Here is a 22,774-nt window from a genome sequence, read left to right on the forward strand (position 1 = left end):
TAACTTAAGCTATCCAAAACATCGGCGGCAGCATTATTCCTGAAACTCGTGCAAATAGTCCTGAATTGCCGGCTCCAGCCGGATGCCGGCTTGTTGCAGTAACTCGTAACTGGCGGCCGCATCAGCAAAGGCAGCCTCGTGGCCCATCGTCTCCAGTTGCTGGGCGATCTTGCCGAACGGGAAGGCGCCGATGCTGTTGGCCGAGCTTTTTAGCGTATGCGCGGATAGCCTCAATAAATCAGCATCCTGGCGTTGTATCGCATCGGCCATGTCATTCAGAAGCGGCGCCGACTGTTCCTGGAATAAAGTCATCATTTTGCACAACATCTGCTGTCTGCCGCGCACCCGATTTAAGGCTTGTTGCCAATCCAGTGCCGGCTCGGCCAAGAGCGCCGACGCCACGCTGTTGTTATCCGTTTGTTCTGTTCCAGCCATATTCCAGCACTCCACCATTGCCAACAAATCCTGCTCCTGCACCGGTTTGGCGATGTAATCGTCCATGCCAACGGCTAAACAGCGTTCCTTATCACCTTTCAGGGCGTGTGCGGTCATCGCGATAATCCGCATATGTTTACCCGTCTCGCGCTCGCCGGCCCGAATCGCTTCGGTAGCCTGAAAACCATCCATTACCGGCATTTGGACGTCCATTAAGATCAGATCGAACAAAGTATCGGTAGCCAATATATCCAGCACTTCCCGGCCGTTGTTGGCCACCTTGACGGTATGGCCGCGCTCTTCCAGCAACACCACCGCCATGTATTGGTTAACCGGATTATCTTCCGCCAACAAAATTCTTAATTTACGAGGCGGCTCGGCCAATACTGTGAGCGAGGCTTCAGAGGCTTTGGCGGATTTACCCAACGCCGATTGAATGGCATTCCACAATTCCGAATGTTTGACCGGTTTACGCACGTACAGATTAATGCCCAAATCGTGGCAACGTTCGCAATCGTCCGGACGGTCGGCAGACGACAACATCATGATGGTCACCGGCTCGAAGCGTTGATCCTCTCTGATGGCTTGCGCCACCATAAAACCGTCCATGATCGGCATCATCGCATCGAGCAAAATCAAGGCATAGGCTTCCCCGGTTTCCGCCATATTCCGCAATGCGGCGATGGCGGCCTCACCACTATCGACGGTAGTCGGCCGCATGCCCCAATGATTCAAGATTTCCGAGAACACTCGTAAATTGATGGCATTGTCGTCCACGATCAACACCGGCAGGTTTTTGACGTCTATCAGCGGTTGGAAAGGCGCATCCAACTCACTTTTAGTGTGCCGGTCAAACACGGCGGTAAAGAAAAAAGTGCTGCCTTTATGTTCCTCGCTTTCCAACGATAAATGCCCACCCATCAACTCGACCAGGCGCGAAGAAATCGACAATCCCAAGCCGGTACCGCCGAATTTACGGGTGGAAGACGCGTCTATTTGCGCAAAAGCTTCGAAAATTAACTGCTGTTTATCGGGGGAAATGCCAATGCCCGTATCGCTGACTGCAATCTGCAGACAAACTTTATTTTCGTCGACCGATTCAGGCTTGACCTGCACCACGATTTCGCCGTGCTGGGTAAATTTGATGGCATTGCCGACCAAATTGATGATTACCTGATTCAAGCGGCCAACATCGCCAAGCAAATCGTCCGGGGTTTCCGGATCGATACGCAGCATCAGTTCCAGGTCTTTTTCATGGGCGTGGCCGGCCAGCAGTTTTAATGTGTCGCCGAGGCTTTCACGGACTTTAAACGGTGCATGATCGAGTTCGAGCTTACGCGCCTCGATCTTGGAGAAATCCAAAATATCGTTGACTATGCGCAGCAAAGCATCCGCCGAGCTGTTCGCCATCCCCAGAAACTCGCGCTGCTGCGGGGTGAGTTCGGTGCGCAAGGCCAAGCCTATCATGCCAATGATACCGTTCATCGGCGTGCGGATTTCGTGGCTCATATTCGCCAGAAACTCGCTCTTCGCACCGGCTGCCTGCAACGCCGCGTCGCGGGCGGAAAGCAAGGCTTGGCGCATTTTTTCCAAATGCTCGGCCAACGCCGCCACTTCGGTAATCTTGGTGCCGGAATTAAATTGCCCGGTGTGATTGCCGGCAGCGATTTGTTCGGCTTCGTCGCGCAAGCGTTCCAGCGGCATGACCAGTTTGCGCCCGAACAGTCCAACCACCAACAGCGTCAAGCCCATGTAAACCGCCACAAAATAGGCGCTACGCTGATAGATGGTGGCGATGTCGCGTTGAATCTGCCGTTCGTCGTAGCCCAGCCTTAACATCGCCAGCGAGCCGTCTTCCGGATTTAGAATCGGTACAGCCAGAAAATAAATATCGTCGTCGTGCTCGCCGAAGAAAAAATCTTCCTGAAATTGCTGCTGAGCGTTCAGTTCGATGTCGGCGCGAATATTGCCGCGCTCGGTGGCGATTTCCGCAAACGCCAAACGGCCATTTAACAGAAATTCGCCTAACAAGCCTTGCAATTCGCCGGCCTTGCTATGCTCCAGCCTCGGCGTAACCAGATTACTGAACAGCAAGGCATCGGAGCGGACGTAATTGACAAACTGCGCTTCCAAACTGGGTTTAATCACCCGATAAATGCCGAACAACAACACCGGCACCAGCAGTAAATGAATGCCGACAACAGCCAGAATCATTCGGCCGTTAAAACTATGAAAAAATCGACTCATTCCAGGGCTCCCTGCCATAACACATTCACCGCTTTAAGGCCTTGATTGGACCGAACTTGATCTTCCCACAAATAGGTCACCGTGCCCGGATTCTGTTGCAGCGTATCGACCAAGCTCTTCAGATCGTTAAAACTCTCCGGACGTTTACCGCCGAGGCGGAAAACCACCGATATGGTTTGGCTTTCATAGGCATTCGCCGACATGAAGGCCACTTTTTGCAGAAATACTTCGAAAATTAACGGATCGCTGATGTTCAGTAAGGGCACGGGATGTTCACCGCCCTTTTCCAGCGGTACGCCAAGAAACAATTTTCTGGCCTCTTGCACGGTTAAAGCCGGTATCGACGAGTTGGCGCTGGTGGCCAATACCAGAGAATGGCGAGTGATAGCCCATAGGCTCTGCGCTCCAAGCAGCAATAGCAAACCAACGATGCAAAGCCCGCGAAGCAAGTTCATGGAAACACCGCGCTCCATTGAAACATCACTTGCCCGAAATGATCGTCGCGCAAATGATCGCGCGAGGCTTCAAGCTTTAAGGCATTCGTGTGGTTGAGTTTGTAGCGTATGCCACCGAGAAACCTGTCCTCGACATATTTGGGAAACATCGCCAGGTAGGGATCGTCCTTGCCGCCAAAAGTGCCTTCGACGCGCCCGACCAAAGTCCAGGCCGGATTGAGGTCCCATTCGACTTGCCCGTAAGTACTGAGAAAATCGTCGTGGGTTTTGCCGCCCAACGGACTTTCCAAGGTATTGTTCACATAGACAATTTCGCTTAGTAGCCGCACTGCTTGGATTTGTTTATTGGCGTAGGCACTGGCGACGAATTGACTGACGTTTCTAACGGCGGGCTCATCGGAGCGAATTTGGTTATACGCTCCGGAAATACCAAATTCGTCGACACCGAAGCTGATGGGTTGATAGCCCAGCCGAAACGACACACCGGGTCGACGGGAACCTCCCGGCTCCACCAGATTGAACGCTTCCAAACCTTTATTAATTTGCGGGCCCGCACCCGCTCCAACCGTGTAATACAGGCCGCCCTCACCCAAATCATGAACGCCTTCCCATAAAAATCCGGTCAAATGATTGGGTATCACGCCGCCGGCCGTTTCGAACGCCATAATACCGGGTCTACTGATAGTGGTTTGCAGAAACGCGCCGTGGTGGAACTGCATGTTCCAGTAACCGATCGGGTTGTGAAAGCGGCCAAGCCAGAGAGTGGCTTCGTCCCCGACGTGCATGCCTAATTGGAATCTTTCCAGATTATGGGTTTTGGTGCTGACCAGCCATTCGCCGAGAAACCGAAAGCGCTGATAGTCGGTGGTGTAAAACACGTTAATTTCGGGGATAACGTCGCTATTACTGAGCTTTTTTTGAGGCTCTTGATCGAAACGCACGATACCGGTCAAGGCCGGAAACAATAATAAGTCACCCGGTAGCCCGGTGGCGCCATGGCTGGACATATGTCCCATATGGCCCGCGGCAACAGCTGTGACAGGCACTAGGTTGGCGAGTGCGCAGACACAAGAAACGATAGCGCCGTTTAGCGTTTTGAGTATGGACGGATAGTATCGTTGCCGCATGCTGACTCTCAAGCATTTCATCGGTAGGACACCTACACTACCTAGTTAAATGGGAATATCCTCCCGATACGTTTAAAGCGAAATGTATCACATATTTTTGAATGGTTGACGATATTTCGTCAAAACTTAACCTCCGGTAAAACGCCTGAGCAGCATGACTAAAGACCGGTTGGATTTTCTATTAACCCGGCCTGTAAATTCCTTGGAATCGTCATTCCCGCGACGCCGTTAGACCACGCAGAGAATCCCATATAGGCGCGGGGCTCTCGCCAGCGCCGAAGCGGCGATATTTAGGGGCGGAGTCAATAAAACCAGTTCGATGGCGATTTAGCCATCCACCATTTACACCCTCGCCGCCTAAAAATCCTCGCTTCGGCGCTGGCGAGATCCCCATACACCCAAAGCTTTATACCGACTTTTAATTGAGCAACAACCTGCAAAAGCCTCTACCGCCCCTGGATCATTGACTCTTCCGCATACCTTGTACGACATTTCGTAAGCGATACGATATTTAGTGCTGAAATCAACAATTTCTTGTGCATTTTTTCACTATTTTTCAGAATGATCAGCCCATAAAATAATGCATAAACAATTACTTAGAATAATTACGGCGCACCCGATTTTCTAGTGGCATTGGTTTTGCGATGTGTAGCGTAGCTCTGCAATTACAAAGAGCCGGATACCGAACAAACTCATAGCGCATTATTTTCACACATTCCGATTACGAGGCGATCACCATGAAAACACTCCAGCAGATTACTCGTTGCAAACGGTGCGGCGACTTATTGTCAGCCCATGAAAAATCACATACCGCCCACGAAGGCCTCTGTGCATTTTGCGACCACATGCGTAGCGAAGCATTAGAAATGCACCAAGAAATACATGCAAAAAATCGCGTGGCAAAAATTCACTTCAGATTGGTTTAAGCATTGCCTTGCTATAAGGCTGGCCGCACCACAATAAAAGACTGCCGATAACTATCGTTAGGCTTGGGACCACATTCAACCGGGTCGCGAAATAGCGTCGTTATTCAACGTCTTTGCCGGTCGCAGCGAACCGATTGGCGCGAATCCCACAAAATGCGCAGCTGTTTGCGCATCAAAAAGGTCAGCTCGCTAAGTTTTTATAACCCCAACATAAGGAGACACACTATGAATTCAGAAGAAATACTGAAAACCTGCGTACGCGAACTGAAGCGTTGCGGCATAAGCTTCGTGCTAATCATTATCGGCGTATTTCTGGCCACCCAAAACGCCCCCGCCGCCACCATCCCGAAGCACAAGCAATGCATGGGCAGTATGGATACAATTAACGCGCTTGCCTCACGCCCGCTTAAACCCGGCACTCGCCCTTTGGTCCAGCCGGTCAGTAATTCGCTCCATCATTTTCATACCAAACAAGCTTACAGCCAATGCGCCGGTAGCCTGACAGAAAACAAAGCGAGCAAACAATACAAATGAGCGTTTATCGGCTATCTGTATAGTATTGAAATGTCCGCGCGGACAACCCAAATAGTCATCCCGAACCCAAGCAACTCGACAAGGCTGTGTCAAAACGCCACCGAGGATTTTTTTGCTCTGAATAGCAGCGGGCCAATATGCATCCGACCAGCCTGACCAGAATCAAATGTGCGATTGTCTTTATCGTGTTTATGCTGTTTAGCATCGGCCCCATCCCGATTACCAGCAGCATCGGTTTATACGTAGTGATTTTCAGGCCGCGTTGGTTTAAAGAGCTAGTGGACAAAATCTATAACGATAAAGCCAGCTGATATTCTCCTATCCTTTCGCTTCATTCTTACTCCATCACAGCCGTCTTTTATACAGCGATTGTTAATCAGCCCGGCGCAGTATAATAGGGCCGCAGAATGACATTGAACTTCCCAACCACTTTAACCATCGATGACCGCTGACCGCGACCATATCCGGCCCAAAGCTGACAAAAACCTAGACTGCCGATTCTCTGTAGCCCCCATGCTGGATTGGACTGACCGACATTGTCGGTATTTCCATCGAACCTTATCCCGACATGCCTTGCTGTACAGCGAAATGGTCACCACCGGCGCCATATTATTTGGCAACCGCGATCGGCATTTACAGTTCAGCTCAGCAGAACACCCGCTGGCTTTACAACTAGGCGGCAGCAATCCAGCGGATTTAGCAGAGTGCGCAAAAATTGCCGCCGACTATGGCTACGACGAGATCAATTTAAATGTCGGCTGCCCTAGCGACCGGGTGCAAAATGGCCGCTTCGGCGCCTGTTTGATGGCCGAACCCGATTTGGTGGCCCAATGCGTGGCAGCGATGCGGCAAGCCGTGTCTATACCGGTAACGGTGAAATCGCGCATCGGTATCGATGATCGCGATTCTTACGCAGAACTAACACACTTTATAAATACTGTAGCGGCGGCGGGTTGCCAGACGTTTATCGTGCATGCCCGCAAAGCCTGGCTATCCGGCCTGTCACCCAAGCAAAATCGTGACGTACCGCCACTGCGTTATGACGTGGTGTTGCAATTGAAGCAAGATTTTCCGGCGCTTAATATAGTTATCAACGGCGGCATCGAATCCTTGGATAGCTCGCTGGAACTATTGACGCAAGTTGACGGGGTAATGCTGGGCCGGGAGGTTTATCACAATCCGTATTTACTAGCGGAAGTAGACCAACGCTTGTTTAACGACGAGCATCCAATCCCATCGCGGCAAGAAACGGTATTAGCCCTGCTACCTTATATAGAGCAGCAATTACAACAAGGCGTGAGAGTGCATTGCATTAGCCGGCATATGCTAGGACTATTTCATGGTGTCGATGGCGCGCGGGCCTGGCGCCGCCATCTCAGCGAAAACGCTACTCGTTTTGGAGCCGGCAGTCAGGTGATTTTGGACGCCTTAGAATTTACAGTTTGATGCTGTATACTCACGACATTTTTTTACTCGGGGGCGGCAATGGAAGAATATTTCTCCAAAATCATTCAGGCAATAGGCGAAGACGTGAATCGGGAAGGTTTGCGGGACACGCCGAAACGGGCCGCGAAAGCCTTTAAATTTCTGAATAACGGTTACGATAAAACCCTGGAAGAGGTACTGAACGGCGCGATATTTCAAGCGGACACCGAGGATATGGTGATCGTAAAAGACATCGAGCTTTACTCGCTATGCGAGCATCATCTATTGCCTTTCATCGGCAAATGCCACATCGGATACCTACCAAAAGGCAAAGTCTTAGGCCTGTCCAAACTGGCACGGATCGTTGATATGTACGGTCGCCGCCTGCAAATCCAGGAACAATTGACTCGGCAAATCGCCAAGGCGGTAGAAACAGCCATCGACGCCCGCGGCGTAGCGGTGGTCATCGAAGCGAAGCATTTGTGCATGATGATGCGCGGCGTGGAAAAACAAAACTCGGTGATGACTACCTCGGTGATGCTGGGTATTTTTCGAGAAGAAATCAGTACCCGTTCCGAATTCCTCAACCTCATTAACCGCTGAAAAACATGACCGACACAAGCGCGAAAAAAGTTGGGGTCTTACTGGTCAATCTAGGATCGCCCGCCTCCCCTAAAACCGGCGATGTGCGCCGCTTCCTGCGCGAATTTCTCGGCGACCCACGCGTGGTCAATCTGCCCAGACCCTTATGGTGGCTGATTTTGAATCTGTTCGTGCTGCCATTTCGCCCCAAAAAATCGGCGCATGCCTATCAATCAATCTGGACCGAACAAGGCTCGCCGTTGATCGTATTCACCGAAATGCTGACCGCCAAGTTGCAAGGTTTTGCGGGCGTAGACGGCTCCAATCTAGTCATCGATTGCGCGATGCGCTACGGCAAACCAGCCTTGCGGGAAAAGCTGCAAAACTTTCAGAAACAAGGTGTCCACGAGATCGTCATTCTGCCCTTGTATCCGCAGTATTCCTCCACCACCACCGCCTCGATTTTCGACGTGGTGGCCGAGGAATTTGTCAGTTGGCGGCACATGCCTGGCCTGCATTTCATCAGCGATTTTCATGAACACCCCAGTTACATCGAAGCCTTGGCGCAATCGGTGCGCCAGCATTGGCAAGCCAATGGCCAAGCTGAATTGCTGTTGCTGTCATTTCACGGCTTGCCGGCTAAGCTGACCGAATGGGGCGACCCCTATTTCTATCAATGCCAAACCACCGGTCGCCTGCTCGCCGAGCAATTGGGACTGAATGACCAACAATGGAAATTGGTATTTCAATCGCGTTTCGGCAAAGCGGAATGGCTGAAACCTTATTGCGTGGAAGTGTTGCAGGAATTGCCGCAACTAGGCATCAAAAACGTGGACGTGATTTGTCCGGGATTCTCGGTAGACTGTCTGGAAACACTGGAAGAAATAGCCATCGCCAACCAGGAGATTTTTCTGGAAGCCGGCGGCGAGACATATCGTTATATTCCGTGTTTAAACGACAGCTATGCACATGTCGAGGTGATGCTTGATTTAATCAAAACCGTGCACTAAATAAAGCGCGGCACATAAAAACCGGGGGTAATATGCAACAAAACATCTTACAAAGCTGGAACGACGAATGGCCGGCAGTGCGGTCGAGCCAACCCTTGCCCACCGGTGAAGGCGTCATTGATCAAGGCGCGTTTAACACCATTGAAGTGGACGAACTGTTCGATTACGTCAACTACGCCAGCACTACAGCCGGTAAAACCGTGCTGTATCGCTCGCTAAGCCAACCCTTGAACGATCTGGATGCGATAGCCGCCAAACAAGCAGCGGTGCGGGAAATTCAAGACAATCCGGATGTGCGCGCCAACGTCGAAAATATTATCGCCAACGCTGCCTCAGCGGAAAACCGGCTTTATTTATTGTTATTCGGCGAATTTCTCGGTGGTTTCGGCACGGCGCGCGAAGACCATCAAATCGAAGGTTACGGCTACAAACAATATGTGCGCGGCGTACGCGTGGTCTTGAGTCTGGTCGGTGCTATCTACAACTCCGGCAAGCCGCAAAGTCCTTATCTGCAAAGCGTCTTCGAGAAGATCGGCAATTTTTCGCACAGCAACGAATACTCGCTGATGGTCGGCCCGGTCTACAACAGTGAGAAAGGCCTGCAAAGCAAGGAGGAACGCAAAAACTCGTTCTCGCCGGCGACTATCTTCCGGCCCACCTTGTTCAAACCGATGTTGATCGGCTTGCTGATCGCCGCGATCTGGGGCTTGATGCAAATTTTCCCGACCGATATGTTTCAGGTCACCCGTGACGGCTTGTCGGTCGCTTCGGTGTTTTTTCTGCCCTTGGCCTTGGCTTATATTCCGGTAATCGGCGGTTATGATCGAGACAACTGCATCATTCCGTTACGCAACATCTATCGTAATTCACAGGCGCTCGGCGATATGCTGGATGGCCTGGGCCAACTCGACGAATTGCTAGCCTTTATTAAGTATGCCGAAGATTACGGTAGCGAGATGGTGCTGCCGGAACTGAACGCCAACGAACATCACAATATCAAATTAGTCGCGGCGAAAAACCCGGTACTGGGCCAAAAAAACCCAGATTATGTCGGCAACGATTTCAGCATGGACGACGAGCGCCTGGTTTGCGTGACGGGTCCCAATAGCGGCGGTAAAACCGCATTTTGCAAAACCGTCACCCAAATTCAATTGCTGACGCAAATCGGCTGTTTCGTGCCGGCCCAAGCTGCCAGCTTGAGCGTCGCCGACCGGATTTTCTATCAATGCCCAGAGATTAGTCACCTCGACGACGGCGAAGGCCGTTTCGGCACAGAATTGAAACGCACTCGCGATATTTTCCTGGCCAGCACCGCAAAAAGCTTGGTGGTGCTTGACGAAATGGCGGAAGGCACTACCTTTGAAGAGAAGATGCAGTCGTCTATCGACGTGCTGGACGGTTTTTACCGCAAAGGCAACAGCACCATTTTAATTACCCATAACCATCAACTGGTGGACGAGTTTGTGAAAAGAAAAATCGCAGTCCCCAAACAAGTGGAATTTGCCGACGACTTGCCGACTTTTAAATTGATCGCCGGCATTTCCCGGGTCAGTCACGCCGACCGTGTGGCGAAAAAAATTGGTTTTTCCAAGCAAGACATCGATAACTATTTAGCGAAATCATGAAAATAGGCACCCCTGACAGCGTCAGCGCCACCAAAGCTTTATTACTGGGCAGCGGCGAATTGGGCAAAGAAATCGCCATCTCGCTGCAACGCTACGGCGTGGAAGTGATTGCAGTTGATCGCTATGCCGGTGCGCCGGCCATGCAAGTCGCGCATCGCAGCCATGTGATAGACATGACCGATGCAAATGCAGTGAAAACGCTGATTGCCAGCGAACAGCCGCATTACATCATCCCCGAAATCGAAGCAATTGCCACCGATGCACTGGCGGAAATTGAAGTCCAAGGCCAAACTACCGTCGTACCCAACGCCAGAGCGATTCAATTGACGATGAATCGCGAGGGCATACGCGAGCTAGCTGCGGCTGAACTCGGACTACCCACCTCGAAATACGCGTTTGCCGAAACCTTTGAACAACTGAAATCCGCAGTCGATAGTGGCATTGGCTACCCCTGCTTTATCAAACCCACCATGTCGTCGTCCGGTAAGGGTCAGTCCATGGTGAAAAGCGCCGATCAATTGCAAGCCGCCTGGGATTACGCCAAGGCTGGCGGTCGCGCCGACACCGGTAAAGTGATCGTCGAAGCCAAGATCGATTTTGATTTTGAAATTACTTTGCTCACGGTGCGCGCGCTGGACGGAGACGGCCAGGTACATACCTATTTCTGCGAACCGATAGGCCACCGCCAAGAAAACGGCGATTATCGGGAAAGCTGGCAACCGCAGGCGATGAGCGCAAAGGCTATTACCTTATCCCAGCAAATCGCCGACAAAGTGACTACTGCCTTGGGCGGCTTGGGTTTATTCGGCGTGGAATTGTTCATCGACGGCGATCAAGTCTGGTTTAGCGAAGTCAGTCCCCGACCGCACGACACCGGCATGGTGACGATGGCCAGCCAACGGCAAAGTGAATTTGATTTACATGCCCGCGCCATTCTTGGCTTGCCGGTCAGCACCACTTTGGATAAAACCGCCGCCAGCGCGGTGATTCTGGGCGGCATAGACGCCAAAGCCGTGACCTATCAGGGCTTGGAAAAAGCATTGGCTATAGCCGATACCGACATTCGCCTGTTCGGCAAACCGGAAGCTTTCGTGTCAAGGCGCATGGGCGTAGCACTCGCCACGGCCGACAACGTCAGCGAGGCTCGAGCCAAAGCAGTCCGGGCGGCCAGCCTGATTAGCGTGACTGAATGAGTTCAATCGGTAAAAGGTGACGCGATGAGACCCCTGCTGATTGTCACACTATCGATAACGCTAATCACCGATGCGGGGGCGGACATTTTCAAATACACCGATCCTAGCGGTCGAGTGTATTACACCGATGAGCCGAAAAAAGGCTTCGATTACCGCTTGATCATCCGCACCCGGCCGCGCACATACAGCCGCGACCTAAAGTTCATGTCGGGTAATAAACTCAAATTTAACGATTTGGTTGCCAAGGCTGCGGCCAAACATCAAATGGACCCCAAACTGCTGCACGCGGTGATCCAAGCCGAATCGGCTTATAACCCCAATGCCGTATCGTCGGCCGGCGCGGTGGGTTTGATGCAGTTAATGCCGGATACCGCGCGCCGCTACGGTGTCACCGACCGGCGCGATGCCGAGCAAAATGTCGACGGTGGTACCCGTTACTTGAAAGATTTACTGGCGATGTTCAACTCCAATCTGACCTTGGCGGTAGCCGGTTATAATGCCGGCGAAGGCGCGGTGATGAAATACAATAATAGCGTACCGCCCTATCCCGAAACCCGCAATTACGTGCAGCACGTCATGGCGCTGTATCGGAAGAGTTAATTGAAAGCTGCTGCCATCAAGCAATTGATTGCCGGCTCGACCGAGCTATTTTCCCTACCCGACATTTATTTCCAACTTAGCGAGATGATCCGCGATTCGCGTTATTCACTGGCTGACATCGGCAAGGTTATCGCCAAGGATCCGGCTCTGAGCGCACGGTTGTTGCGGGTAGTGAATAGTCCTTTCTACGGTTTTCAAGCCAAAATCGACACCATTTCCCGCGCCGTTACCGTAATAGGCATCGACGACCTGAGTAATCTGGTATTGGCTACCACGGTTGTTGATCGCTTCGGAAAAATTCCCGACGAACTGATCGACATGACCTCGTTCTGGATGCGCAGCATACATTGCGCGGTCATTGCCCGTCTGCTGGCAAAAGCCAGCGCCGTGCTGCATACCGAAAGACTGTTCCTGGCCGGTCTACTGCATGACATTGGCTCACTGCTACTCAGTCAAAAAATGCCCGAGCAATATCTTAGAGCATTACTTGCCGCCAACCATAACCGCGCCTTGTTGGCCGGCTTCGAACAAGAACTGATCGGCTTTACTCATGCAGAGGTCGGCGGGGAATTGCTGAAAACCTGGGGCTTACCGGAATCCCTGTACGAAACCACAAGCTGCTATCTGGAACCCGCCGATGCCCAAGTGCACAAATTGGACGCTCATTTGCTGCATATGGCGGCGCGCTTGGTCGATAGCGGCCAACAAGCCGATGGCCTGGAATTAGCCGTTGCGGAATTCTCCAATCAATCGTTAACGCTGGTGCGTTTAACCCGAGAGCAAATCATCTCGATGATGGAACAAGTCGAGGAGGAATTTTTGCAGATGTTTGAATTACTTGGCCCGACTAAGAAGTTTCATTAGCGGTATTGGCTATAAATCTTTAAACAAAGGCATAAGCAAGCCCGGCGTGTCGCCGCCCACTAAAGAACAGAGACATCAAATTCTTCCAATAACACCACCAGTTTTATCAACGGCAAACCGACCAGCGCATTGGGGTCCTCGCCGACAATTTTACTGAATAGCGCGATACCCAAGCCCTCGGATTTGAAGCTGCCGGCACAATCGAAGGGCCGATCCATATCGATGTACTTTTCAATCTGCGGCGATGTCAGCGTTTTGAAATGCACGCTACAAACATCCATATCGCTTAAGCTTCGGCCCGTTGCGCTATTCAAAACACAGACACCAGTATAAAATTGCACCGTCCGGCCGGATTGCTTGGCAAGTTGTTGAATTGCCGCGTCGCGCCCGCCGGGTTTTCCCAATATCTCTTGGCCTAGCACGGCAACCTGATCGGAACCGATGATTAAATGATTAGGGTATGTTTTGCCGACTTCTTCAGCCTTAGCCTGCGATAATCTGTGTACCAAAGCGTCCGGCGATTCGCCCGATTGCGGGCTCTCGTCAATGTCGCTGCTGCAACTAAGGAAATCCAGACCCAGTTTTTCCAACAATTGGCGGCGGTATTTCGAACTCGAGGCAAGGACTATGGCGGTCATCGGTAGTTAGTGGTTTGAGTAGGTGTGCGTTTGACGCAACAGTTAGTTATCTGTATGATTGTACAGTTATGTCAGACAAGTTTCCCGACCATATCGATCCCTTATTGTTCGCCGAAAGACGAGGCGCGCTATCCGGGGATATAAAAATCGCTGCGCTCGAGCGCTTGTCTGATAGCGTGATCGATCATGGCGGCAGCGTTAGCGCCAAGATCGAATTTGGTAAGGAAGGCAAACGCATCGTGGTTGCCGGCCATATCGAGGGTGTTGTGGAATTGGCGTGTCAGTCTTGTTTGCAAGCACTGACTTGGCCGCTGGATATCGATTTTAAATTGGCTGTTGTCTCTTCGCTACAGGAAGCAAAGCAACTGGACGATTGCGAACCGCTATTACTGGACGGCGACACTCTATCGTTAAACGCCGTGATCGAAGACGAAATCCTGCTGGCATTGCCCGACTACCCTCGGCATGAACACGATTGTCTCGCGCACAACCGTTCGGAAGATGCCGATTACAGCGCAATAGATAGTCAGACTAAGGCTAACAACCCTTTTTCTGTTTTAGCAAAACTTAAAAAAACTGGAGATTGAAATGGCAGTACAAAAGAGCAAAGTATCGCGTTCCAGACGCGGTCAACGTCGTTCACACGACGCATTAGTCGGCAAAACCCTGGCTCAGGATCCATTGACCGGCGAAACTCATCTGCGTCACCACATGACGCCGGACGGTTTCTTCAAAGGCCGTCAAATCATTGCCGGCAACGACGAAGATTAATCGTTTTAAACTGCCATAGGCCGACTCGCTGCCCATTCGCAAGGCGAGTCGAGCAGCCCTCAGTCCAAGACCGGCCGCAAGTATCGCGTTTTCCAGCGCAATCGTCAGCACGACGGGCAGTAATATTTGATTTATTGATAGTCTCTGGGTAAGCCAACGCGTCGCTGGACAGCTGTTGGCTCCTTTCAACTACTGGAGTTAGTCCTAAGCGTGAGCTCAACTCTCTCAATTGACGCCATGGGTGGGGATTTCGGTCCTCAAGTTACCGTTCCCGCCTCACTGGCCTGTTTAAGAAAAAATCCGGACTTAAATCTGATCATGGTTGGCGATGAATCGGTTCTTGGTAACCTGCTATCCCAAGCGCTGGTCGAGTTTAAAGGTCGGATCAGTATTCAACACGCCTCGCAAGTGGTCGAAATGGATGAAGCGCCGCAAAAAGCCTTGAAGAATAAAAAAGATTCTTCCATGCGCGTGGCGATTAATCTGGTTCAGGAAGGCAAGGCCGATGCCTGCGTCAGCGCCGGTAACACTGGAGCACTGATGGCAACAGCCCGTTTTGTGCTGAAAATGATACCCGGCATCGAACGCCCGGCGATTATTTCCACACTGCCGTCTACTTTTGGCCACACCCACATGCTGGATTTAGGCGCCAATGTCGATTCCAGCGCCGAACATCTGTACCAGTTTGCCGTCATGGGCGAAGAAGTGGTCAAGGCCGTGGAAAACATCGATCGCCCGCGCATCGGCTTGCTAAACATCGGCGAAGAAGACATGAAAGGCAACGAACAAGTCAAAGCCGCCGCGAAATTACTGGAAAATTCCGGGCTGAATTATATCGGCTACGTCGAAGGCAACTCGATCAACGCCGGCAGCGTCAAAGTCGATTTGATCGTCGCCGACGGTTTCGTGGGTAACGTGGCCCTGAAATCGATAGAAGGCGCGGCAAAAATGATAGGCGGCAAACTGAAGGACAGTTTTTCGCAAAACTGGCTGACCAAATTAGCAGGCCTGATTGCTTATCCGGTTTTAAAGCGCTTTAAAGACAGCATAGACCCGCGTCTCTATAATGGCGCAAGTTTCATCGGCCTGCGCGGCCTGGTAATCAAAAGCCACGGCGGCGCCGACGCACTGGCTTTCGAAACCGCCATCCATTTGGCGGAAGTGGAAGTTGCGCAGGGCGTTATTCGTAAAATCAGCGAAAAACTAGAACTCGCGCTGACCCAAAAGGTTGATGAATGACACGCTGGACTCATGTTATCGGTACGGGCGGCTATCTGCCCGAAACCATACGCACCAATGACGATATTTCCGCCACGGTGGACACGTCCGACAGCTGGATCTATGAAAGAACCGGCATCAAAAGCCGCCGCATAGCCGGCCCCGACGAAACCGCTTCCAGCATGGCGGAAATCGCCGCCAGACAAGCTATTGAGGCGGCCGGCATTGCTGCGACAGACATCGATATGATCATCGTTGCCACCGGCACGCCGGATCGCGTCTATCCCAGTACGGCCTGCCTGTTGCAGGAACGCCTGGGCATCAAGCAATGTGTCGGCTTCGATATTCAAGCCGCTTGCTCCGGTTCTGTCTACGGGCTAAGCATCGCCGATCAATACCTGAAAACCGGTTTTGCCAAAAACGTACTGGTGGTGGGCACGGAAATTTGCTCGCGCATTGTCGATTGGACCGACCGCGGCACCTGCATTCTGTTCGGCGACGGCGCTGGCGCAATTTTGCTGACCTCAGGCGACAAACCGGGCATCTTGTCCACGCATATTCATTCCGACGGCGGCTACGAAGATTTATTGTATTGTCCCAATCCGCAGGTAGCGGCAGTCGCCAAACAAAACGAAATGGCTTACATCAGCATGCGCGGCAACGAAGTATTTAAGGTCGCGGTCAACACGCTGGGCCGGATTGTCGATGAAACCCTGGAAGCCAACGGCTTGCAGCAAAGCGATATCGATTGGCTGGTGCCGCATCAAGCCAACACGCGCATTATCGCCGCCACTGCCAAAAAACTGGGCATGTCCATGGATCAAGTGATTCTGACCCTGGAAAACCAAGGCAACACCTCCTCCGCCTCCGTGTTATTGGCGTTTAACGAAGGTGTGCGCGACGGCCGCATTCAACGCGGACAAACCGTATTAATGGAAGCTTTTGGAGCCGGCTTTACCTGGGGTTCCGCATTAATTAGGTACTAAACATGACGACGATAGAACAAAGTTACAATCTGGCATTCGTATTTCCCGGACAAGGCTCGCAAGCTGTCGGCATGCTGGGCACGCTGGCCGCCGCCAACCCATTGGTCAAGCAAACTTTCGAACAAGCTTCCGACGTGCTGGGTTTCGATCTGTGGAATATGGTCGCGAACGGCCCGGACACCGACTTGAACCAAACACATAACACCCAGCCGGCTATGCTGGCGGCCGGCGTTGCGGTATGGCGGGCCTGGTGCGAAAAATCCGACATCAAACCCGCCTGGATGGCCGGCCACAGCTTGGGTGAATACACCGCCCTGGTCTGCTCGGGCGCGTTGGGCTATGAAGACGCCATTCGTCTGGTGGCCGAGCGCGGTCGACTGATGCAGGAAGCGGTACCGACAGGAAAAGGCGCGATGGCGGCTATTCTGGGCCTGGAAGATCATCAAGTCGTCAATACCTGCGCCGAAGTCGCCAATGGCGACATCGTCGCCGCCGCCAATTTCAACGCGCCTGGCCAAGTCGTCATCGCCGGCGAAACCGCTGCGGTGGAACGCGCGATGGAAGCCTTGAAGGCACTCGGCGCCAAACGCGCATTAAAGTTGCCGGTTAGTGTGCCGTCCCACTGCGCTCTGATGGAAGCCGCGTCCGACAAGCTAAACGAAATACTGCAAGGCCTTAACGTCGAGATGCCGAATAGCACGCTGATCCACAACGCCGACGTCAAATCGCACGGTTCGCCGGAAGTGATTCGCTACGCGTTGAAAGAACAATTATTCAAACCGGTACGTTGGGTGGAAAGCGTCAAATTCATGCACGAACAAGGCGTTACCGCCTTTGTCGAATGCGGACCCGGCAAAGTATTAGTCGGCTTAAACAAACGCATAGCGCCGGATGCCGCGCATTACACACTATACGACCCCGAAACCATCAACAACGTTGTGGAGCAACTCCGTGGATAAAAAACTCGCCATTGTTACCGGCGCCAGCCGCGGCATAGGCCGGGCCATTGCCGAAAAGTTAGTAGCCGACGGTTTTTTTGTCGTCGGTACCGCCACCTCAGACAGCGGCGCGGAGGCTATTTCCGCTTATCTGGGCGAGAACGGCAAAGGCTACAAACTCAATGTCGCCGACGCCGCCGACATCGAAAGCTTTATAAAAACCACCGGCGACGCCTACGGCACCCCAGCAGTATTGGTCAACAACGCCGGCATCACCCGCGACAACTTGTTGATGCGGATGAAAGACGAGGAATGGGACGACATTATCAACACCAACCTGACCTCGATCTTCCGGATGAGCAAAGCCGTGTTGCGCGCTATGATGAAAGTCCGTTACGGCCGCATCATCAACATTTCATCTGTCGTGGGCTCCACCGGCAATGCCGGTCAAGCCAACTACGCGGCGGCCAAGGCTGGAATGATCGGCTTTGCTAAATCCATGGCTAAAGAAGTCGGTTCGCGCGGCATCACCGTAAATACCGTATCACCCGGATTTATCGATACCGATATGACTAAGGAACTGTCGGAAGACATTAAGAATGCGCTGCTGGGTTCGATTGCGCTGGGCCGTTTGGGTCAGCCGGAAGAAATTGCCCATGCGGTGTCTTTCCTGGCCTCCGAGCAAGCCTCCTACATCACCGGCGAAACTTTGCATGTGAATGGCGGCATGTACATGCCTTAAAGGCGGCAACGTTTCTCCAGACCCAAAAAAGGCCGGCAATCCATAAGATTGCCGGCCTTTTTGTTAGCTTTGAACTAACCGCGCTGCAACACCATCGCCACCGCCGCCGCCCGCGTGGAAACACCCAATTTTTCGAATATATGTTCCAGATGTTTATTCACCGTTCTGGGACTGGTGGTGAGGATGATACCGATCTCCTTATTGGTTTTGCCGCGGGCAATCCACATCAAAATCTCGGCCTCGCGAAACGTCAGCTTCAGTTTGTCGCGCAGGGTTTCCGGCGTCCATTGCGCGTCTTCCCGTTGCAATAGCAGCAGATATTCATCCGGATTCTGACAGGCGCTGACTCTAAGCGTAAAACCCGGCGCCAAACGATGTGCCTCGGATTCGGCTTCCGCATCATTTCGCCCGCTTTGCCGCAACCAGCGTTGAAACCAGCCCCGCAGCGACTCCGGGAGCATGTCATTCGCAGCCCGAGCCAATCCCTGCAATTCGCAAAAATCATCCAGCCATTCTTTAGCTGCCGGCGTCAACCATACGATACGGCCGAGTGCGTCTGCGGCTATAGCGGCAAAATCGTGATGGTCCAGCAAGCTCTCGGCCCGCCGTAAATTACGGGTTTGCGTCAAATGTACTTCAATGCGCGCCAGCACTTCCGCCGGCCGAATTGGCTTAACGATGTAGTCCAACGCCCCTTCGCCAAAGCCGCGCAGCAAATCGTCCAGCTCGCTCAAACCGGTCATGAACAACACCGGAATCGGCGCGGTCGTCGGATCGGCTTTCAGCCGGCTGCAGGTCTCGAAGCCGTCTATGCCCGGCATCATCACATCCAACAAAATGATGTCGGGTTTGACGTATTGAATCTGTTCGATGGCCGAACAACCGTCAGTAGCCACCAATACCCGATAATTGGCTTCGGACAGCGTATCGGACAACAGGGCCAAATTGCCGGGTGTGTCGTCGACTATCAACACCGTGCCATTGCTGGCGGATACGTCCATCATCGGGACACCTCCTGTTTGTGCATATTCAAAAGCTTCCTGATTTCGCCCACCCGAAACTGGTTGGCTAAAACCATCAGCTTCGCAAAGAAGGCGCTGTAGCGCGGCTCGGTTTGACCGAGTTGTGCCAGTACTTTCTTCAGGCCCAACAAGTCGCCGATTCGTACATATTCCACGCAGGCTTGCAACAATTCCGGCGGCGGCACCAGCATCGGTTCGGGTAGTTTTTCGGAAACCGCCGGCGCGGCGTCGTCTTGATAGATCCAGGCCAGTGACAAATATAGCTTCAGCTTGCTCATCAGCTGCGGCACCTGAATAGGCTTGGACAGAAAATCGTTGCAGCCGGCATTTAACACCGCCAGCCGATCACCGGGATAGGCATTGGCGCTCAGCACCACAATCGGCATCTGTAAACCGCGCTCGCGCAGACGCATCGCGGTTTCTATACCGTCTATACCGCTCATGGAAATATCCAGCAAGATCAAATCGGGTTGCTGTTCCACCACTTTCTCCAAGCAAGCCTCGCCGGAATCGGCCTCTTCCAGATAAAACCCCAATGGCTCGAGCAAGGACAACAATAACTCCCGATGTTCTCGCTGGTCGTCCACCACCATGATCCGCCGGCGCGCGCCTTGATAGCCAATGACAGGCCCGTGCGATTCGGTTTCATTTTCTACACCCAAACTCGGCAACAACAGCCTTACGCTGAACGTAGAACCCTCGCCCACTCGGCTTTGCACCGCCAACTCGCCGCCCATCACCTCAGTTAGAATTTTGCTGATGGTCAGCCCCAAACCGCTACCTGACACCGCATTGCCGGTCGGTGTATCCAGCCGCGTGAAGGGCTGAAAAATATTTTGCAATTGCTGCTCGTCAATGCCGCTACCGGTGTCGGACACCTGAAAGCTGGCTACGCCGCTGCTGTACCCGATCCGAAATACAATGCCGCCCTGACCGGTGAATTTGATGGCATTGCCGAGCAAATTCATCAAGATCTGCCCTACTCGCTTTTCATCGCCGCGGATGCGTTGCGGCAGCACTGTGGTCAATTGGCAATTAAAACTCAAGCCCTTATCTTCGGCTTGCGCTTTGAAGACATGCACCAGATGTTCGATAAAACCGGGGAAATCGATAGGCTGGTATTTGAAATCGAATTTGCGCGCCTCGATGCGGGCAATATCCAGAATATCCTCGATCAGCGCACTCAAGTGCTCACCACTGCGCTTTAAGGTATCGACGGCTTGCCGACGGTTTTCCGGGATATTCGGGTCCTGATTTAAAATGTGAGCGTAGCCGACGATGCTGTTCAACGGCGAGCGGATCTCGTGGCTCATATTGCTCAGGAAGCGGCTCTTGGCCTGATTGGCGGCGTCGGCCATCCGCCGGGCCTGCTGCAACTTCAGATCGGTTTGCTTGTGTTGTTCGATTTCCTGCAGCAGCAATTGGGTTTGCTTGGCGGTTTCCTCATGCGCCACCCGCCGGCTCTCCGCGTTCAAAATCAGCCACCAGGTACAAAGGCCGATAAACACCAGCAAGGATGCATAAATTTTCAGGAAGTTGTTGATCAACAAGCCAAAGGCCGGTTGATTCTGTCGGACGCTCAGTAAATCCTGGTAATAAATGATGCTGATAAATATCCCGGTCAGGATCGTCAGAAAACCAAACAGCAAGCCAAAGCGCAACAAGCGCAAACGCGCAGTGATGCCGATAAAATCCGGCATCAAAGTCCTGGCGAGACTCTCCAAATAGTCATCAAAGCGAAAACCCGGCTTGCAGGCATCCAGACAACGCGCGTCCAGCGTGCAACACAGCGAACAAATACTGCCGGCGTAAGCCGGGCAGTAGGCCATGTCGTCGTGCTCGAATTCGTTCTCGCAAATCGAGCATTTATCATGCGATTTGCGATTATGCTTTTTCCGGTCGCGAGCCAGATAATGTTTGCCGGCACAACACATTGCGATCACCGGCACCAGCACGAAAGAAAATCCGAGCGCAATAAACGCCGAAAAAGCCTTGGGCCATTCGCCGAACAGCCCCACGTAAGCCAGAATCGACACCACCGATGCCACAAACGTCGCGACCATCCCTACCGGATTGAGGTCGGACAAATACGCGCGCTTGAATTCGATTTCCTTCGGGCTGAGTCCCAAAGGCTTATTGATCATCAACTCAGCCGCCACCGCGCTGATCCAGGCAATCGACATATTCGAAAACAAACCCAATACCTTTTCCAGCGCGCCGAACACGCCAAATTCCATCAACAACAAGGCGATCAGCACGTTAAACAGCAACCACACCACCCGCCCCGGATGGCTATGCGTCAACCTTGAGAAAAAATTCGACCAGGCCAGCGAACCGGCATAAGCGTTGGTGACGTTGATCTTGATCTGGCTGAGAACCACGAATAAGGTCGTGGTTGCCAAGGCCCATTGCGGATTCTCGAACAGCTCGTTATACGCCACCAGATACATTTGCGTCGGCTCGTGGGCATGCTGCGGACTGATGCCGTGCCGAATCGCCAGATGCGCCAACAAGGCGCCGGCGATTTGCCGGACCACCCCAAACACGATCCAGCCCGGACCGGCCGCCAGCATCGCCGCCCACCACTTGAATTTATTGGCCTTGGTTTTATCCGGCATGAAGCGCAGAAAATCCACCTGCTCACCGATTTGCGCCACCATCGAAAATGCCACGGTGGTGGCGGTTCCGAACAATAGCCAATCAAATCCTTCGCCGCTGCCGGCGATCCAGAAGTAAGTCTTTAAGGTCATCAGCGCTTCGGGCTCGGCGTGCGCCACGGCTATGTAAGGTGCAATCAGCAGCGCGAGCCAAATCGGCTGGGTCCACAGTTGCATCCGGCTGATGGTAGTAATACCAAAAGTCACCAAGGGCACCACAATCACCGCACTGACCACATGCGCAACGGCCAGCGGAATCTGGAAATACAATTCAATCGCCAGCGACATGATAGAAGCCTCCAGCGCGAACAGCGTGAAGGTAAATGAGGCGTAAATCAGCGAAGTAACGGTGGAGCCTATATAGCCAAAACCGGCCGCACGAGTAAGTAGGTCGATGTCGATATGGTAGCGGGCCGCGTAATAACTGATCGGCAAGCTGGTGATGAAAATCACGATGCCGACGATCAGAATCGCCCAGCAGGCATTGGTAAAGCCGTAATTGATCGACAAAAAGCCGCCGATAGCTTCCAGCACCAGAAATGAAGTCGAGCCGAACGCGGTGTTAGCCACCTGGAACTCGCTCCATTTCCGGAAGCTGCGCGGCGCGTACCGTAGCGCGTAGTCTTCCAGGGTTTCGTTGGCGACCAGGGCGTTGTAGTCGCGGCGGATTTTAGTGATGTTTTGGTGGATGGCTTTCATTTATGTTGTGTCGCTAACGCGACGGGTGTTTTTGAAGTCGGGTCTCGGCCCGACGGCCGAGATACTTTCTTTTGCTTGGC

General features: G+C 52.6%; 22 protein-coding genes. 16 read left to right on the plus strand and 6 right to left on the minus strand.

Annotated features, from left to right (window positions below):
* Positions 1-33 precede the first annotated feature (33 nt).
* From ACR64Q_RS14110 to ACR64Q_RS14120, 3 genes are read right to left on the minus strand one after another with little or no spacing between them, the layout of a single operon-like run.
* Positions 34-2,682, minus strand: a complete 2,649-nt coding sequence (locus ACR64Q_RS14110) for a response regulator (protein WP_313732135.1) — start codon at positions 2,680-2,682, stop codon at positions 34-36.
* Entirely contained in the window at positions 2,679-3,137 is a 459-nt protein-coding gene (locus ACR64Q_RS14115; protein ID WP_026601440.1) for a hypothetical protein, read from the minus strand. Before ACR64Q_RS14115 ends, ACR64Q_RS14110 begins: the two co-directional genes overlap by 4 nt.
* Positions 3,134-4,285: a hypothetical protein gene (locus ACR64Q_RS14120; protein WP_155931088.1), complete on the minus strand. Its 1,152-nt coding sequence runs from the start codon at positions 4,283-4,285 to the stop codon at positions 3,134-3,136. Before ACR64Q_RS14120 ends, ACR64Q_RS14115 begins: the two co-directional genes overlap by 4 nt.
* A gap of 716 nt (positions 4,286-5,001) precedes the next feature.
* Between ACR64Q_RS14120 and ACR64Q_RS14125 the strand changes: the two genes are divergently transcribed.
* The 10 genes from ACR64Q_RS14125 (at position 5,002) to ACR64Q_RS14170 (ending at position 13,023) form a co-directional block, all read left to right on the plus strand.
* Positions 5,002-5,190 carry a hypothetical protein gene (locus tag ACR64Q_RS14125; RefSeq protein WP_155931089.1) on the plus strand — a complete coding sequence of 63 codons (189 nt, stop codon included), beginning with the start codon at positions 5,002-5,004 and terminating at the stop codon, positions 5,188-5,190.
* A 225-nt stretch (positions 5,191-5,415) separates the two neighbouring features.
* Entirely contained in the window at positions 5,416-5,724 is a 309-nt protein-coding gene (locus ACR64Q_RS14130; protein WP_026601442.1) for a hypothetical protein, read from the plus strand.
* 137 nt (positions 5,725-5,861) lie between these two features.
* Positions 5,862-6,035, plus strand: a complete 174-nt coding sequence (locus ACR64Q_RS14135; RefSeq protein ID WP_020482620.1) for a hypothetical protein — start codon at positions 5,862-5,864, stop codon at positions 6,033-6,035.
* Between the two features lie 130 nt (positions 6,036-6,165).
* Positions 6,166-7,170: a tRNA dihydrouridine(20/20a) synthase DusA gene (dusA, locus tag ACR64Q_RS14140; protein WP_313732134.1), complete on the plus strand. Its 1,005-nt coding sequence runs from the start codon at positions 6,166-6,168 to the stop codon at positions 7,168-7,170.
* Positions 7,171-7,209: 39 nt separating this feature from the next.
* Positions 7,210-7,752 (plus strand): GTP cyclohydrolase I FolE, encoded by a 543-nt coding sequence (folE, locus tag ACR64Q_RS14145; RefSeq protein WP_026601495.1) that lies wholly within the window; start codon positions 7,210-7,212, stop codon positions 7,750-7,752.
* Between the two features lie 5 nt (positions 7,753-7,757).
* Positions 7,758-8,741, plus strand: coding sequence for a ferrochelatase (gene hemH / locus ACR64Q_RS14150; protein WP_313732133.1), 984 nt, complete (start codon positions 7,758-7,760; stop codon positions 8,739-8,741).
* A gap of 32 nt (positions 8,742-8,773) precedes the next feature.
* Entirely contained in the window at positions 8,774-10,366 is a 1,593-nt protein-coding gene (locus ACR64Q_RS14155) for a MutS-related protein (RefSeq protein ID WP_026601497.1), read from the plus strand.
* Complete coding sequence (purT, locus tag ACR64Q_RS14160; protein ID WP_026601498.1) at positions 10,363-11,559, plus strand: formate-dependent phosphoribosylglycinamide formyltransferase; 1,197 nt, start codon at positions 10,363-10,365, stop codon at positions 11,557-11,559. The genes ACR64Q_RS14155 and purT overlap by 4 nt, the downstream gene beginning before the upstream one ends.
* Before the next feature lie 24 nt (positions 11,560-11,583).
* On the plus strand, positions 11,584-12,159 hold the full coding sequence (locus tag ACR64Q_RS14165; RefSeq protein ID WP_026601499.1) for a lytic transglycosylase domain-containing protein: 576 nt from the start codon (positions 11,584-11,586) through the stop codon (positions 12,157-12,159).
* Positions 12,160-13,023 (plus strand): HDOD domain-containing protein, encoded by an 864-nt coding sequence (locus tag ACR64Q_RS14170; RefSeq protein WP_026601500.1) that lies wholly within the window; start codon positions 12,160-12,162, stop codon positions 13,021-13,023. It abuts the gene before it with no gap.
* Positions 13,024-13,082: 59 nt separating this feature from the next.
* On the opposite strand, the gene ACR64Q_RS14175 is transcribed toward ACR64Q_RS14170, so the two are convergent.
* On the minus strand, positions 13,083-13,661 hold the full coding sequence (locus ACR64Q_RS14175) for a Maf family protein (RefSeq protein WP_026601501.1): 579 nt from the start codon (positions 13,659-13,661) through the stop codon (positions 13,083-13,085).
* A 68-nt stretch (positions 13,662-13,729) separates the two neighbouring features.
* On the opposite strand from ACR64Q_RS14175, the gene ACR64Q_RS14180 reads away from it, so the two are divergent.
* From ACR64Q_RS14180 to fabG, 6 genes are all read left to right on the plus strand, one after another.
* Positions 13,730-14,248 carry a YceD family protein gene (locus tag ACR64Q_RS14180; protein ID WP_020482630.1) on the plus strand — a complete coding sequence of 173 codons (519 nt, stop codon included), beginning with the start codon at positions 13,730-13,732 and terminating at the stop codon, positions 14,246-14,248.
* Between the two features lies 1 nt (position 14,249).
* Positions 14,250-14,432 carry a 50S ribosomal protein L32 gene (gene rpmF / locus ACR64Q_RS14185; protein WP_020482631.1) on the plus strand — a complete coding sequence of 61 codons (183 nt, stop codon included), beginning with the start codon at positions 14,250-14,252 and terminating at the stop codon, positions 14,430-14,432.
* A 210-nt stretch (positions 14,433-14,642) separates the two neighbouring features.
* Positions 14,643-15,671, plus strand: coding sequence for a phosphate acyltransferase PlsX (plsX, locus tag ACR64Q_RS14190; protein WP_081733767.1), 1,029 nt, complete (start codon positions 14,643-14,645; stop codon positions 15,669-15,671).
* Positions 15,668-16,636 carry a beta-ketoacyl-ACP synthase III gene (locus tag ACR64Q_RS14195; protein WP_026601503.1) on the plus strand — a complete coding sequence of 323 codons (969 nt, stop codon included), beginning with the start codon at positions 15,668-15,670 and terminating at the stop codon, positions 16,634-16,636. The genes plsX and ACR64Q_RS14195 overlap by 4 nt, the downstream gene beginning before the upstream one ends.
* Positions 16,637-16,638: 2 nt before the next feature.
* Positions 16,639-17,595 (plus strand): ACP S-malonyltransferase, encoded by a 957-nt coding sequence (gene fabD, locus ACR64Q_RS14200; RefSeq protein WP_020482634.1) that lies wholly within the window; start codon positions 16,639-16,641, stop codon positions 17,593-17,595.
* Complete coding sequence (gene fabG / locus ACR64Q_RS14205; protein WP_020482635.1) at positions 17,588-18,316, plus strand: 3-oxoacyl-ACP reductase FabG; 729 nt, start codon at positions 17,588-17,590, stop codon at positions 18,314-18,316. The genes fabD and fabG overlap by 8 nt, the downstream gene beginning before the upstream one ends.
* A 74-nt stretch (positions 18,317-18,390) precedes the next feature.
* On the opposite strand, the gene ACR64Q_RS14210 is transcribed toward fabG, so the two are convergent.
* Both ACR64Q_RS14210 and ACR64Q_RS14215 read right to left on the minus strand, forming a co-directional pair.
* Positions 18,391-19,320: a response regulator transcription factor gene (locus tag ACR64Q_RS14210; protein WP_020482636.1), complete on the minus strand. Its 930-nt coding sequence runs from the start codon at positions 19,318-19,320 to the stop codon at positions 18,391-18,393.
* Positions 19,317-22,694: a hybrid sensor histidine kinase/response regulator gene (locus tag ACR64Q_RS14215; RefSeq protein WP_313732132.1), complete on the minus strand. Its 3,378-nt coding sequence runs from the start codon at positions 22,692-22,694 to the stop codon at positions 19,317-19,319. Before ACR64Q_RS14215 ends, ACR64Q_RS14210 begins: the two co-directional genes overlap by 4 nt.
* Positions 22,695-22,774: the final 80 nt, after the last annotated feature.

It is taken from the genome of Methylomonas sp. 2F7 (assembly GCF_057126975.1).

Excerpts from the sequence above, each read along its gene's own strand:
- ACR64Q_RS14165 (WP_026601499.1), top strand. The coding sequence starts at position 11,584 with ATGAGACCCCTGCTGATTGTCACACTATCGATAACGCTAATCACCGAT.
- dusA (WP_313732134.1), top strand. The coding sequence starts at position 6,166 with ATGACCGCTGACCGCGACCATATCCGGCCCAAAGCTGACAAAAACCTA.
- ACR64Q_RS14210 (WP_020482636.1), bottom strand. The coding sequence starts at position 19,320 with ATGATGGACGTATCCGCCAGCAATGGCACGGTGTTGATAGTCGACGAC.
- folE (WP_026601495.1), top strand. The coding sequence starts at position 7,210 with ATGGAAGAATATTTCTCCAAAATCATTCAGGCAATAGGCGAAGACGTG.
- ACR64Q_RS14175 (WP_026601501.1), bottom strand. The coding sequence starts at position 13,661 with ATGACCGCCATAGTCCTTGCCTCGAGTTCGAAATACCGCCGCCAATTG.
- ACR64Q_RS14115 (WP_026601440.1), bottom strand. The coding sequence starts at position 3,137 with ATGAACTTGCTTCGCGGGCTTTGCATCGTTGGTTTGCTATTGCTGCTT.
- ACR64Q_RS14135 (WP_020482620.1), top strand. The coding sequence starts at position 5,862 with ATGCATCCGACCAGCCTGACCAGAATCAAATGTGCGATTGTCTTTATC.
- purT (WP_026601498.1), top strand. The coding sequence starts at position 10,363 with ATGAAAATAGGCACCCCTGACAGCGTCAGCGCCACCAAAGCTTTATTA.
- ACR64Q_RS14120 (WP_155931088.1), bottom strand. The coding sequence starts at position 4,285 with ATGAAATGCTTGAGAGTCAGCATGCGGCAACGATACTATCCGTCCATA.
- ACR64Q_RS14110 (WP_313732135.1), bottom strand. The coding sequence starts at position 2,682 with ATGAGTCGATTTTTTCATAGTTTTAACGGCCGAATGATTCTGGCTGTT.
- hemH (WP_313732133.1), top strand. The coding sequence starts at position 7,758 with ATGACCGACACAAGCGCGAAAAAAGTTGGGGTCTTACTGGTCAATCTA.
- ACR64Q_RS14195 (WP_026601503.1), top strand. The coding sequence starts at position 15,668 with ATGACACGCTGGACTCATGTTATCGGTACGGGCGGCTATCTGCCCGAA.
- ACR64Q_RS14155 (WP_026601497.1), top strand. The coding sequence starts at position 8,774 with ATGCAACAAAACATCTTACAAAGCTGGAACGACGAATGGCCGGCAGTG.
- rpmF (WP_020482631.1), top strand. The coding sequence starts at position 14,250 with ATGGCAGTACAAAAGAGCAAAGTATCGCGTTCCAGACGCGGTCAACGT.
- fabD (WP_020482634.1), top strand. The coding sequence starts at position 16,639 with ATGACGACGATAGAACAAAGTTACAATCTGGCATTCGTATTTCCCGGA.
- ACR64Q_RS14215 (WP_313732132.1), bottom strand. The coding sequence starts at position 22,694 with ATGAAAGCCATCCACCAAAACATCACTAAAATCCGCCGCGACTACAAC.
- ACR64Q_RS14130 (WP_026601442.1), top strand. The coding sequence starts at position 5,416 with ATGAATTCAGAAGAAATACTGAAAACCTGCGTACGCGAACTGAAGCGT.
- ACR64Q_RS14180 (WP_020482630.1), top strand. The coding sequence starts at position 13,730 with ATGTCAGACAAGTTTCCCGACCATATCGATCCCTTATTGTTCGCCGAA.
- ACR64Q_RS14125 (WP_155931089.1), top strand. The coding sequence starts at position 5,002 with ATGAAAACACTCCAGCAGATTACTCGTTGCAAACGGTGCGGCGACTTA.